Below are 12,607 nucleotides of genomic sequence, written 5' to 3' on the forward strand. Positions count from 1 at the left end.
GCCGGCGGGGCCCGGCGGACCGGCCGGACCCACCGCGCCGACGGGAGCCGCGAGGGAGGAAGGGTGAGCGGGTTGCGCACCTCCTCGGACGAGTACCGGGCCCGGCGCGAGGCGATGCTCGCCAGGCTGGCCGAGCTGGATGCCGAGCAGGCCAAGGCCGTGGCGGGCGGCGGCGGCAGGTACGTCGAGCGGCACCGGGCGCGCGGCGGACTGCTCGCGCGGGAGCGGATCGAGCTGCTGGTCGACCCCGACTCCGCCTTCCTGGAGCTCTCACCGCTGGCCGGCTGGGGCAGCGAATTCCCGGTCGGCGCGAGCGTGGTCACCGGCATCGGGGTGGTCGAGGGCGTCGAGTGCGTGGTCGTCGCCAACGACCCGACCGTGCGGGGCGGCGCGTCCAACCCGTGGACCCTGCGCAAGACGCTCCGCGCCGCCGACATCGCGATGGAGAACCGGCTGCCGCTGGTCAACCTGGTCGAGTCGGGCGGGGCGGACCTGCCCACGCAGAAGGAGATCTTCATCCCGGGCGGGCGGATCTTCCGCGACCTGACCCGGCTGAGCGCCGCCGGGATCCCGACGATCTCCCTGGTGTTCGGCAACTCCACCGCCGGGGGCGCCTACGTGCCCGGGATGAGCGACCACGTGGTCATGGTCAGGGAGCGGGCCAAGGTCTTCCTCGGCGGGCCGCCGCTGGTGAGGATGGCCACCGGTGAGGAGTCCGACGACGAGTCGCTGGGCGGCGCCGAGATGCACGCCCGCGTCTCCGGCCTCGCCGACCACCTGGCCGCCGACGAGCACGACGCGCTGCGGATCGGGCGCCGGATCGTGCGCGGGCTCGGCTGGGTCAAGCGCGGCCGCGCGCCCGGCCCCGTGCGGGACCCGTTGCACGACCCCGACGAGCTGCTGGGCATCGTGCCGGAGGACCTGCGGATCCCCTTCGACCCGCGCGAGGTGATCGTGCGGATCGCGGACGGCAGCGAGTTCGACGAGTTCAAGCCCCTGTACGGCCCGAGCCTGGTGACGGGGTGGGCGCGGCTGCACGGCTACCCTGTCGGGATCCTGGCCAACGCCCGCGGCGTGCTGTTCAGCCAGGAGGCCCAGAAGGCCGCCCAGTTCATCCAGCTGGCGGACCGGTCGCGCACGCCGCTGCTCTTCCTGCAGAACACGACCGGCTACATGGTCGGCCGGGAGTACGAGCAGGGCGGCATCATCAAGCACGGCGCCATGATGATCAACGCGGTCTCCAACTCGACCGTCCCGCACCTCACGGTCGTCATGGGCGCCTCCTACGGCGCGGGCAACTACGGCATGTGCGGGCGGGCCTACGACCCCCGGTTCCTCTTCACCTGGCCGAGCGCCAGGTCGGCCGTCATGGGCCCGGCGCAGCTCGCGGGAGTGCTGTCCATCGTCGGCCGGGCCGCCGCCGAGGCCCGGGGCAGGCCGTACGACGAGGAGGCGGACGCGGCGATGCGCGCGGCGGTCGAGGCGCAGATCGAGGCGGAGTCGCTGCCGTTCTTCCTGTCCGGGCGGCTCTACGACGACGGGGTCATCGACCCCCGCGACACCCGCACCATCCTGGGCCTGTGCCTGTCGGCCGTCAACAACGCCCCCGTTCCGGAGCCCGCGGGCTTCGGCGTCTTCCGGATGTGACCGTGCTCCCAGCGTCCTCGTCGTCCCGATCCCCCGCGGCGCCCCCGATCCCTGCGGTGTCCCCGGTGTCCCCGGCGTCACGAGGGGTCGAGCCGTGATCCGCCGCCTGCTCGTCGCGAACCGGGGCGAGATCGCCCGCCGAGTCTTCCGCACCTGCCGCGACCTCGGCATCGAGACCGTCGCGGTCTTCTCCGACGCCGACTCCGACGCGCCGCACACCGCCGAGGCCGACCACGCCGTACGGCTGCCCGGCGTCGCGCCCGCCGAGACCTACCTGTCGATCGGGAAGATCGTCGAGGCCGCCCTGCGGACCGGCTCCGACGCCGTCCACCCCGGGTACGGCTTCCTGTCGGAGAGCGCGGACCTCGCCCGGGCCGTCCTCGGCGCCGGGCTGACCTGGGTCGGTCCGGGTCCCGAGGCCATCGCCGCCATGGGCTCCAAGATCGGGGCCAAGGCGCTGATGGCCGAGGCCGGGGTGCCGGTCCTGCCCCACTTCACCGCGGGCCCCGGTTACTCGATGGAGGACCTCGACCGGGACCTGGACGCCGTCTTCACCCGGATGAGCGGGGACGCGTCCGGCTGGGCGATCCCGCTGCTGGTGAAGGCCTCGGCCGGGGGCGGCGGGCGGGGGATGCGGATCGTCCGGCTCACCGACGACCTCCCGGGGGCGGTCGAGTCGGCCCGGCGCGAGGCGGAGTCGGCCTTCGGCGACGGCGCGGTCTTCGTCGAGCCCCTGCTGGAGGGCGCCCGCCACATCGAGGTGCAGGTCCTGGCCGACGCGCACGGCACGGTCTGGACGCTGGGCGAGCGGGAGTGCTCGATCCAGCGGCGGCACCAGAAGGTGATCGAGGAGACCCCCTCCCCCGCCGTCTCCCCCGCGCTGCGCGCCCGGTTGTGCGCGGCGGCGGCCGACGCCGCCCGGGCCGTCGGCTACGTCGGGGCGGGGACCGTCGAGTTCCTCGTCCGGGACGACACGGTCGCCTTCCTGGAGATGAACACCCGGCTCCAGGTCGAGCACCCGGTCACCGAGTGCGTGTACGGCCTCGACCTGGTCGGGTTCCAGCTGCGGATCGCCGAGGGCGAAGCCCTGCCGCAGACGCCCCCCGCTCCCTCGGGCCACGCGATCGAGGCCCGCCTGTACGCCGAGGACCCCGCGCTGGGCTGGCTCCCGCAGAGCGGCGTCCTGCACCGGTTCGACGTCCCCGGCGTCACGGCCCGCTTCGCCCCCGTCTCCGGCGGCCTGCGACTGGACTCCGGCGTCGAGGACGGCTCCGAGGTGGGCGTGCACTACGACCCGATGCTCGCCAAGGTGATCGCCCACGGCGCGACCCGCGCCGACGCCGCCCGCAGGCTCGCCGGCGCGCTCGCCCGGGCGAGGATCCACGGCCCGGTCACCAACCGGGACCTGCTGGTCGCGGTGCTGCGCCACGGGGCGTTCCTGGCCGGCGAGACCGACACCGGTTTCCTGGAGCGGCACGGCCTCGCCGTCGCGGACCGGAGGCCGTCCGGACCGTCCGGGGCCGGTCCCGTCCCCGGAGCCTCCGGCGGACCCGGCGGGTCCACCGCCTCCGGAGAGCCGGCCGGCCCCGGACGGTCCGGTGCGTCCGCCGGTCCGGGCGGCCCGGACGCGGTCTCGTTCTCCGCCCTGGCCGCCGCCCTCGCCCGGGCCGCCGCGAACCGGGCCGCGGCGACCGTGCAGGCAGGGCTGCCGAGCGGGTGGCGCAACGTGGTCTCCCAGCCGCAGCACGCCGCCTTCGCGGTCGGTGCAGGGGGCGCGGTGAGCGTGGCGGGCACGGCGGGCACGGCGGGGGCGACGGGGGCGACGGGGGCGACCGACCTGGACCCGTCCGGCGGCGACGCCGTCCGCACGGTCGCCTACCGGATCACGAGGGACGGCCTGCGGGCCGACGGCTTCCCGGACACCGTCCTGATCGGCGCCGCACCGGACCTGGTGGTCCTGGAGACCCACGGCGTACGGCACCGCTTCGAGGTCGCCCACCACGGCGGCGTGGCGTACGTGGACTCCCCCCTCGGCTCCGTACGGCTCACGCCCCTGCCCCGCCTGCCCGAGCCGGTCGAGCGCCCGGCCCCCGGCTCGCTGCTCGCGCCCATGCCCGGTACCGTGCTGCGCGTCGAGGTGGCATCCGGCGATCAGGTCACCGCCGGGCAGGTGGTCGTGGTATTGGAAGCTATGAAGATGGAGCACCGGATCACCGCGCCCGCCGCGGGCACGGTGACCGGCCTGGACGCGGCGCCGGGCCGGCGGGTCGAGGCGGGAGCCGTACTGGCCGTGATCGGGGAGCCGGAGTCGGGGACCCCGGCCTGAAGGCCGGGCCGCCGCACTGAAGACGATTGGTGAACGCGCCACGCGGGACGGGAGACGGCCCGTCCGCGGCGCGCCGGAGAGGGAAGTGGGCGCAATGAACACCGACGGGGGTTGGCCGGTGGAGCGGCTGGTGCGCAAGGAGGTGTCCGGCGGGGTCGCCACGATCACGCTCGACTCGCCGCGCAACCGCAACGCGCTGTCCGTGCGGTTGCTCGGCGACCTGGAGGACCGGCTCAACTGGGCGCTGGCCGACGAGGGCGTGCGGGTGATCGTCCTGACCGGGACCGGGCCGGTGTTCTGCGCCGGAGCGGACCTGAAGGAGCAGCGCTCCGCGCCGGGCGGCGCGCACGAGGCGCCGGTTACGGCGTCCTTCCCGGAGATCATGGGCATGATCTGGGAGAGCCCCAAGCCGGTCATCTGCCGGTTGAACGGCACCGCGCGCGCCGGAGGGCTCGGCCTGGTCGCGGCGTGCGACTTCGCGATCGCACCGGACTCCGCCTCGTTCGCGTTCACCGAGGTCCGCCTCGGGGTGGTGCCCGCCATGATCGCGGTGACCGTGCTGCGGCGGCTCGACCCCCGGGCCGCGGCCGAGTACCTCCTCACCGGCGAGGTCTTCGACGCCGCCCGCGCCCAGGAGATCGGCCTGCTCACCCGGGCCGTCCCGGCGGAGGAGCTGGACGCCACCGTCGCCCGCTACGCCGACATGCTGCTGCGCGGCGGCCCCGAGGCACTGGCGATCACCAAGCAGCTCGTGCGGACCGTGCCGGCCCTCCCGGTGGAGGAGGGCATGCGCCGGATGGCCGAGCTGTCGGCCCAGCGGTTCACCTCCGCCGAGGGCCAGGAGGGCATCGCCGCCTTCATGGCGAAGCGCCTGCCGTCCTGGGTCCCGCGGCCGGAGCCGTCGGACTCCGGGGAGGCCGCCGCGGATTCCGGGGAGGCCGCCGCGGATTCCGGGGAGGCCGCCGCGGATTCCGGGGAGGCCGCCGGGGAGCCCGGAGCCGCCGGCGCGGTGCCCGCCGGGACCACCGGGGGCGGGGCGGCGGAGGCCGCCGGGGGCGGAGAGCCCGTCCGGGGCGCCTGATGCTCCGCGTCGCGAACTGCTCCGGCTTCTACGGCGACCGCCTCTCGGCCGCCCGGGAGATGGTCGAGGGCGGGCCGATCGACGTGCTCACCGGTGACTGGCTGGCCGAGCTCACCATGCTGATCCTGGCGGGCAACCGGCGCAACGGCCGTCCCGGTTACGCGCCGACGTTCCTGGCGCAGCTGGAGCAGGTCCTCGGCACCTGCCTGGAGCGGGGCATCCGGATCGTGTCGAACGCCGGCGGGCTGGATCCAGCCGGGTGCGCCGCGGCGGTGTCGGAGCTGGCCGACCGGCTCGGGCTGCGGGTCCGGGTCGCCTGCGTGACCGGTGACGACCTCACCGGCGACCTCGGCGTCCTCGGTGACGCGGTCAACGCCGACACCGGCGAGAAGCTCACCGCGACGCCCCTGACCGCCAACGCCTACCTGGGCGGGCGGCCGATCGCCGCCGCGCTCGCGGCGGGGGCGGACGTGGTGGTGACCGGCCGCGTCACCGACGCGGCGCTGGTCACCGGGCCGGGGATCTGGCGGTACGGCTGGGGTCCCGGCGACCACGACGCGCTGGCCGGCTCGGTGGTCGCCGGGCACGTCATCGAGTGCGGCTGCCAGGCGACCGGCGGCAACTACGCGTTCTTCGGCGAGGTGCCCGACCTGCCGCACTGCGGGTTCCCGCTGGTGGAGCTGGAGGCCGACGGGTCCGGCGTGGTCACCAAGCACCCCGGCACGGGCGGCACCGTGTCCGTCGGCACGGTCACCGCCCAGCTGCTCTACGAGATCGGCTCCCCGCGCTACCTCGGGCCGGACGTCACGGCCCGGTTCGACACGATCCGGCTGGAGCAGCAGGGCCCGGACCGCGTCCGGATCTCCGGGGTGCGCGGCGAGGCGCCGCCGGAGACGCTCAAGGTGGCGGTCACCTACCCCGCCGGTTACCGCAACACCATGACCATGGTGCTGACCGGCCTGGACATCGAGGCCAAGGCCCGGCTCGCACTGGACGCCGTCTGGGTCCGCGTGCCGCGGGACTCCTTCGAGCAGGTCCACGTCGAGCTCACCCCGCTCGCGGGCACCGCGCTGCTGCGCGTCACCGTGATGGACCCCGACCGCGGGAAGGCCGGCCGCGCCTTCTCCGCCGCCGTGGTCGAGACCGGCCTGGCCTCCTATCCGGGCTTCCACGGCCTGGCCCCGCCGGGGGACGCCTCGCCGTACGGGGTCTACTGGCCGTGCCTGGTGCCCGCGGACGCCGTCCGCCCGCGGGTCCTGCTCGACGGCCGGGAGGTGCCCGCCGACCCGCCGCCCTCGCCCGCCGGTGCCTCCGGCGCGGCGGTCCCCCCGCCCGCGCCCGAGACCGTGCGACCGTCCTCCCCGCAGGCCGTACGGCCGTCCCCCCGGCAGGTCGTGCGGGCGTCCCTCCCGGCCGACGGGGGGCCGACCCTGCGGGCTCCGCTGGGGACGATCGCCGGTGCCCGGTCCGGCGACAAGGGCGGCAACGCCAACCTCGGCGTCTGGACCGGGACCGCCGAGCGGTTCGCGTGGCTCTCGGAGCACCTGACGGCCGGGCGGCTGCGGGAGCTCCTCCCGGAGACGGCCGGTCTCGTGGTCGAGCGCTTCGACCTGCCCAACCTGCTCGCCCTCAACTTCGTCGTCCACGGCCTCCTCGGCCGGGGCGTCGCCTCCAGCCCCCGGATGGACGCCCAGGCCAAGGCGCTGGGTGAGGAACTGCGCGCCGCGGTGACGGACATCCCCCGCGCCCTGCTGTGAGCGTCCGGCGCGGCCCGCCGCGCACCGGGTGCGCGGACCGCGGGACGCCTCCGGGCCGGGCCGCCGCCCCCGGGTTCCTGGGAGTTCGACGATCGGTACTGTTTTTCCCCTTTGATCCATTTAGGATTGCGCGCAATTGCGTTGCGAATGCCGTTCGGGGAAGGACCCATCATGCGTTTGCGGTTTCTCGGCTCCACGTCGGAGGCGGGCGCCTGCCCCTCCCTCTACGAGACCGACCGCGGCACCGTCGTCGTCCAGGGGCTCCAGGTGACCGACGCCGAGGCCCTGGCCGGGCTCCGGCACGTCCTGGAGGGGGAGACCGCCGTCGAGGTCCCCCGCGAGCTGCTCGTGGACATCGCCCGGCGGGTGCTCTCCTGAGCCGCGGCGCCCCCGGGACCGGCGGCGGAACCCCCGCCGCACATGTCGATCACGATTGCACCCGCCCTATGGCATGATCCGCACCCGGCGTCTACCCTCGTGCAGGCCGCCCACCAGGAGGACGAGGAATGAGCGAGTTCCAGCAGGCCCGCACCCGGATGGGCGTGCAGCTCAGGCAGTTGCGGGAGGCCTCCCGCCTGTCGGGCAAGGAACTCGCCGAGCGGCTGGGCTGGCAGGCCTCCAAGGTCTCCCGGATCGAGAACGCCCGCCAGACCGCCACCGTCGACGACATCGGCGCGTGGGGGCGGGCCGTCGGGGCCGCCCCCGAGATCGTCCAGGAGCTCACCGAGGAGCTCACCGGGCTGCTGGAGCGCCAGGACTCCTGGCGGCAGCGGCACCGCAGCGGCCTGGCCGCGCTCCAGGAGGACATCCGCGACCTGGAGGCGCGGACCACGCTGCTGCGCGCGTTCGAGCCGGGCCTGGTCGTCGGCCTGCTGCAGACCACCGAGTACGCCCGGAGCGTCTTCACCCGGCTCAAGCGCCTCTACAACGCCCCCGACGAGATCGACTCGGCCATCCGGGTCCGCATGCAGCGCCAGGAGATCCTCTACGACCAGCGCAAGCGGTTCCGGTTCATCGTGCCCGAGGCGGTGCTGCGCTACCGGCTGGCGCCGCTGGACGTGATGTGCGGCCAGCTCGACCGGCTGCTCGCCGTGACCGCGCTGCCGAACGTGGAGTTCGGCGTGGTCCCCTTCGAGGCGCCCCTGCCGTCCGCCCTGCTCAACGGTTTCTGGATCTACGACCGGGAGCAGGTCGCGGTGCCTACCCGCACCAGGAACCTGGTCCTGCGCGACCCGGAGGACGTCACCTTCTACGAGCGGTCCTTCGAGGAGTTCTGCGAGGTGGCGGCCTTCCGCGAGAACGCGCGGGCAGTGATCGTCCGGGTGCTGGACGATCTGACCCGGCAATCGACCGAATGATCGCCGCAATTGCTTGATTAAGTTCTGAAGATCGTGCAATCCTCGACGGGACGGAGGTGAGGCACGATGCTCGACACGCTGTCCTGTCTGGAGAGGTTCGCCACGGCCACCCGCTCGCACGCCGACCTGTCCCTGTCGGGCGTGTCGCTCGGCGATCCGGCCTACGTCCGCGTCCGCAACCGGTTCAGCGAGACCCTGTCGGAGACCGTCACCTGCGCGCCGGACGGCGGCTTCATCACCTCGTGGGGCTACCGGCTCGGCAGCGCCGACGACGTCGAGGCCGCCGCGGCCCGGCTGGCCTACCTCCTGGCGGCCATGCCCGCCTGAGCGCGGCGCCCGCGGCCCCGCCGGCAGGACCCCGTGCCCGCCGGACGTCCGCGCCCGGGAAGGCCCGTCCTCCGGCGCGCGCGGTCCCGCTCAGGAGACGGGGAAGACCGACGGGTCCAGGCCCACCTCGCGGGCCGCGGCGACGCGGGCGTGGTGCAGGAGCCGGCTCCTGGACATGTTCCCGGCGTCCAGGGTGTAGCGGATGGCCAGGCCGTCGAGCATGCCGTCGAGGCGCTCGGCCGCGCCCTGCGGGTCGTCGCACACGAACTCCCCCAGCGTCACGCCCTGCATGATCACTTCGCGGAGGATCTCGATCCAGGCGCCCTCGAACTCCAGCAGGATGGTCCGGACGTGCTCCTCGCGCACCCCGACCGCCCAGGCGTCGAGCCAGAGGATCCAGCCCTGGTCGTCCCGGGAGGCCGGGATGCACAGGCGCAGGACGCTGTCCAGCCGCTGCACCGCCGTCCCCGGGCCCTCGACGATCTCCCTGAGCCGCTGGATCTCCGACTCGGTCGTGCTGCGGAGCATCTCGGTGATGAGGTCGTCCTTGGTGGCGAAGTGATAGTGGATCAGTCCGCCGCTCACGTTCGTCGCCCTGGCGATGTCGGCGACGCGGGTGCCGGCCAGCCCCCGCTCCAGCACGACCCTCCGGGCGGCTTCGAGCAGCTCCGCCCGCCGCTGGTCCGCCTGGTCCGCGCGGCTGCCGCGCGCCCCTTCTCCGCTCTGCACGGCGCAAGACTACAGCAGCACGCCTCCCCCGCCCCGTCCGGCGACGGCCACCGGGACCGCCGGTGCGGACGGTCCGGCAGGTACGCCGGGGACGGGGGAGGCACCCGGTTCAACCGCAGCGGTAGAGGGACGGGCCGGTACCGGTGGTGCCCTCCGCGGCGCCGGCGCCGCCGTACTCGGAGGGGGCGACGGCGGTGCACTCGGCCCGCACCCAGGTGCTCACCTCGGAGGAGCCCCCACCGCCGGGACCGCGCCGCCCGTCTCCGGGCATCACGTACCCCAGCCGCCCGGAGGCGACGAGTTCCCGGAGCCGGTCCACGGTCATGGCGGGGTCGCCTCCGGTGAAGCCGCCCATCGCGATGACGGGCAGGCCCGTCGAGAGGATGGCCGAGGAGGCGCTCTGCGCGCCGCCCACCGCCACCAGCCAGGTCGCCCCGCCCCGGTTCTCCTTCAGGTAGGCGATCATCTCCGCACTCAGGAACCTGTCGGGACCGCCGTCCCGCATCCCGCCGCGTACGGCGCCGCCCGGCATCCCGTCGAAACCCCGCAGGCCGCCGGGACCACCGCCTCCGGCCGGGCCCGCGGTCGGGTTCGTCCCGTTGACGGCCGCACCGAGCGGGGTCAGCGCGTAGGCCGCGGGACCGGCCAGGCCGCCGATCACCCCCACGAGCAGCGCGACCGCGGCGATCCGCAGCCTGCTCCGCCGCCCGAGGCGGGCCGCGACCAGACCGAGCGCCGCCACCGCGCTCATCCCCGCCACGGCCCAGGCCAGCCAGGGCACGAAGTCCGGGCTGCGGCGCAGCACGGTGAACGACCACGCGCCGGTGACCGCGACCCCGAGCGGGAGCGCCCACGCCCACGCCGGGGAGTCGCGGTGGGCCTGCCACATCAGCACCCCGCCGATCCCGGTGAGGGCGGCGACGGCCGGGGCCATCGCGGTGGTGTAGTACGGGTGGAAGGTACCGCTGGAGAAGCTGAAGACCGCGTAGTGCACGACCAGCCAGCCGCCCCACAGCAGCAGTGCGGCGCGGGCGCCGGTCAGGGACCGGCGGGTGGCCAGGACCAGGCCGCAGGCCAGCGCCAGGACCGCGAAGGGCAGCAGCCAGGAGATCTGACCGGCCAGCACCTCGTTGAACAGGCGCCCCGCACCCGGCTCCCCGCCGAACCCGCCCCCTCCGCCGCTGCCCCGGCCGCTCCCGCCGAAGATCCGGCCGAGGCCGTTGTAACCGATGACCAGGTCCCGGACGGAGTTGTCGGTGCTGCCGCCGACGTAGGGGCGGCTCCCGGCCGGCCACAGGTCGACCACGAGCATCCACCACCCGCTGGAGGCGGCCAGGGCCGCGCCCGCGGCCAGCAGCCGTCCGAACCGGCGCACCACCGTGCCCGGCGCCAGCGCCAGGTAGACCAGGGCGAAGGCCGGGACCACCAGGTAAGCCTGGAGCATCTTGGTGTTGAAGGCGAGACCGATGAGGACGGCCGAGACGACCAGCGGGCGCGTCCGGCCGCCGCGGACCGCCTCCAGGCAGAACCACGCGGCCAGCACCAGGAGCAGCACCAGGATCGTGTCGGGGTTGTTGTCCCGGTTGATCGCGACCGTGATCGGGGTCAGCGTCATCACCAGGGCCGCGGCCAGCCCCGCGGCCTGAGAGGCGTGGCCCGGCAGCTCCGCCAGGGAGCGCCGCACCGCCGAGTGCACCACCCAGACGGCGGCGACGCCCGCGACCGCCTGGGGCAGGAGCATGCTCCACGTGCCGTAACCGAAGATCCTCGCCGACAGGCCCATCACCCACAGCGCGACCGGCGGCTTGTCCACGGTGATGAACGATCCGGCGTCCAGCGCGCCGAAGAAGAACGCCTTCCAGCTCTGCGTGCCCGACAGGATCGCGGCCGCGTAGTAGTCGTTGGCGTCGCCGTTCCGGCCGAGCGCCCAGGTGTGCAGGAAGGCCGCCAGCGCCAGTACGGCCCAGAGGCCGGGACGCGCCCACCGGGGCGTGCCGGCCTCTGGGCCCCCGTGCCGGGCGGCCCGCGGGACGTCCGGCACGCGGGGGGCGGCGTCCGGGGCGGTGGAGGCCCCGCCGGAGACGGCGTCCGGAGCGGCGGGGACTCCCGGCACCGCGCCGGGACCGGCGGGGGTCGCGGGAACGGGGCCGTTCATCGGGTGGCCTCCTTCACCCGGCGGGGGTGGAAGACCCAGGCGCGCAGCAGCAGGAAGCGCACCAGGGTTGCGAGGGCGTTGGCGGCGGTGACGGCGGCGATCTCTGCGGCGGTGGACGCGTCCGGCACGAGGAGGCCCAGCAGGGCCAGACCGCCGGTGCTCAGCGCGAGGCCGGCGACCAGGGTGAGACCGCCTTCGAGCTGGTGGCGCAGCGCTCCGGCGCGCCCGGTGACGCCGAAGGTGAAACGGCGGTTGGCGGCGGTGTTCGCGACGGCGGTGACGACCAGGGCGACGCCGTTGGCGACCACGGCGGGCACCAGCAGCCGCAGGGCGACGAACAGCAGGAGGTGCGCCAGGGTGCTGACCAGCCCGATGACGACGAAACCGGGCAGCTGGCGGGCCATCCCGCCGGGCAGCCGGGCGTTCCCGACCCGCGGCGGGACGGGGAGGCGGGCCGGGCCGGACAGCGTCCTGCGGGCCACGCGCGCCATGCCCTTCAGGTCGTCCATGACGGTCCTGAGGATGTCCACCCGGCTGTCGGGGTCGTCCACCCAGTCCACCGGCACCTCGTGGATGCGCAGCCCGTGCCGCTCGGCGAGCAGCAGCAGCTCGGTGTCGAAGAACCACTCCTCGTCCTCGACCGCCGGCAGCAGCGCCTGGGCGATCTCGGTGCGGACCGCCTTGAACCCGCACTGGGCGTCGGAGAAGCCCGCACCCATCGCTCCGCGGAGCATCAGGTTGTAGGTCCGCGAGATGAGCTCCCGCCTGGGCCCGCGCACCACGTTCGCGCCCCGGGACAGGCGGGTGCCGATGGCCAGGTCGCTGTGGCCCGACAGCAGCGGGGCCACCAGCGGCAGGAACGCGTCCAGGTCGGTGGACAGGTCCACGTCCATGTATGCGACCACGTCGGCGGCGCTCTCCGACCAGACCCTGCGCAGCGCCCGGCCCCGGCCCTTGGCGTCCAGGTGGACGGCGTGCACGTGCGGCAGCTCCCGGCTCAGGTCCAGGGCGATCCGCCAGGTCCCGTCGGTGCTGGCGTTGTCGGCGATCGTGACGCGGAAGGCGTACGGGAAGGTCCCGGTGAGGTAGGCGTGCAGGCGGCGGACGCTCTCGGCCAGCACCCGCTGCTCGTTGTGGACGGGCACCACGACCTCGACCAGCCGGGTGCGGACCGGTGCCGGAACCGTCAGCTGATCCATGTTCTCCTCCGCGGACGGCGGTTCTGCT

At 74.8% G+C, this 12,607-nt stretch carries 9 protein-coding genes and 1 pseudogene; 7 read left to right on the top strand and 3 right to left on the bottom strand.

Features of this window, described 5'->3' with window-relative positions:
* Positions 1-114: 114 nt before the first annotated feature.
* The 7 genes and pseudogenes from IEZ07_RS20840 to IEZ07_RS20870 all read left to right on the top strand — a co-directional run bounded on the left by IEZ07_RS20840 (position 115) and on the right by IEZ07_RS20870 (position 8,496).
* Positions 115-1,647: an acyl-CoA carboxylase subunit beta gene (locus IEZ07_RS20840; RefSeq protein ID WP_191896377.1), complete on the top strand. Its 1,533-nt coding sequence runs from the start codon at positions 115-117 to the stop codon at positions 1,645-1,647.
* Between the two features lie 94 nt (positions 1,648-1,741).
* The gene (locus IEZ07_RS20845) at positions 1,742-3,973 is read left to right on the top strand and encodes an acetyl/propionyl/methylcrotonyl-CoA carboxylase subunit alpha (protein ID WP_191896280.1); all 2,232 of its coding nucleotides are present in this window, start codon (positions 1,742-1,744) and stop codon (positions 3,971-3,973) included.
* 94 nt (positions 3,974-4,067) lie between these two features.
* Positions 4,068-4,859 (top strand): annotated as a pseudogene (locus IEZ07_RS20850) (enoyl-CoA hydratase-related protein); the annotation flags it as partial.
* Positions 4,860-5,053: 194 nt separating this feature from the next.
* Positions 5,054-6,811: an acyclic terpene utilization AtuA family protein gene (locus tag IEZ07_RS20855; RefSeq protein WP_191896281.1), complete on the top strand. Its 1,758-nt coding sequence runs from the start codon at positions 5,054-5,056 to the stop codon at positions 6,809-6,811.
* Between the two features lie 171 nt (positions 6,812-6,982).
* Positions 6,983-7,189 (top strand): hypothetical protein, encoded by a 207-nt coding sequence (locus IEZ07_RS20860; protein ID WP_068896153.1) that lies wholly within the window; start codon positions 6,983-6,985, stop codon positions 7,187-7,189.
* A 128-nt stretch (positions 7,190-7,317) separates the two neighbouring features.
* Complete coding sequence (locus tag IEZ07_RS20865) at positions 7,318-8,169, top strand: helix-turn-helix domain-containing protein (RefSeq protein WP_191896282.1); 852 nt, start codon at positions 7,318-7,320, stop codon at positions 8,167-8,169.
* Between the two features lie 66 nt (positions 8,170-8,235).
* The gene (locus tag IEZ07_RS20870) at positions 8,236-8,496 is read left to right on the top strand and encodes a hypothetical protein (RefSeq protein WP_068895636.1); all 261 of its coding nucleotides are present in this window, start codon (positions 8,236-8,238) and stop codon (positions 8,494-8,496) included.
* Positions 8,497-8,586: 90 nt separating this feature from the next.
* Here IEZ07_RS20870 and IEZ07_RS20875 read toward each other — a convergent pair whose 3' ends face one another.
* The 3 genes from IEZ07_RS20875 to IEZ07_RS20885 form a co-directional block, all read right to left on the bottom strand.
* Positions 8,587-9,225 (bottom strand): TetR/AcrR family transcriptional regulator, encoded by a 639-nt coding sequence (locus IEZ07_RS20875; protein WP_191896283.1) that lies wholly within the window; start codon positions 9,223-9,225, stop codon positions 8,587-8,589.
* Between the two features lie 109 nt (positions 9,226-9,334).
* Positions 9,335-11,380 (bottom strand): mannosyltransferase YkcB-related protein, encoded by a 2,046-nt coding sequence (locus tag IEZ07_RS20880; RefSeq protein WP_191896284.1) that lies wholly within the window; start codon positions 11,378-11,380, stop codon positions 9,335-9,337.
* The gene (locus IEZ07_RS20885; protein WP_191896285.1) at positions 11,377-12,579 is read right to left on the bottom strand and encodes a bifunctional glycosyltransferase family 2/GtrA family protein; all 1,203 of its coding nucleotides are present in this window, start codon (positions 12,577-12,579) and stop codon (positions 11,377-11,379) included. Before IEZ07_RS20885 ends, IEZ07_RS20880 begins: the two co-directional genes overlap by 4 nt.
* Positions 12,580-12,607: the final 28 nt, after the last annotated feature.

This window comes from Planomonospora parontospora, assembly GCA_014647935.1.
Lineage (GTDB): Bacteria > Actinomycetota > Actinomycetes > Streptosporangiales > Streptosporangiaceae > Planomonospora > Planomonospora parontospora.

Coding starts and splice junctions, on each gene's coding strand:
- IEZ07_RS20860 (WP_068896153.1), top strand. CDS start 6,983: ATGCGTTTGCGGTTTCTCGGCTCCACGTCGGAGGCGGGCGCCTGCCCC.
- IEZ07_RS20855 (WP_191896281.1), top strand. CDS start 5,054: ATGCTCCGCGTCGCGAACTGCTCCGGCTTCTACGGCGACCGCCTCTCG.
- IEZ07_RS20865 (WP_191896282.1), top strand. CDS start 7,318: ATGAGCGAGTTCCAGCAGGCCCGCACCCGGATGGGCGTGCAGCTCAGG.
- IEZ07_RS20880 (WP_191896284.1), bottom strand. CDS start 11,380: ATGAACGGCCCCGTTCCCGCGACCCCCGCCGGTCCCGGCGCGGTGCCG.
- IEZ07_RS20870 (WP_068895636.1), top strand. CDS start 8,236: ATGCTCGACACGCTGTCCTGTCTGGAGAGGTTCGCCACGGCCACCCGC.
- IEZ07_RS20840 (WP_191896377.1), top strand. CDS start 115: ATGCTCGCCAGGCTGGCCGAGCTGGATGCCGAGCAGGCCAAGGCCGTG.
- IEZ07_RS20885 (WP_191896285.1), bottom strand. CDS start 12,579: ATGGATCAGCTGACGGTTCCGGCACCGGTCCGCACCCGGCTGGTCGAG.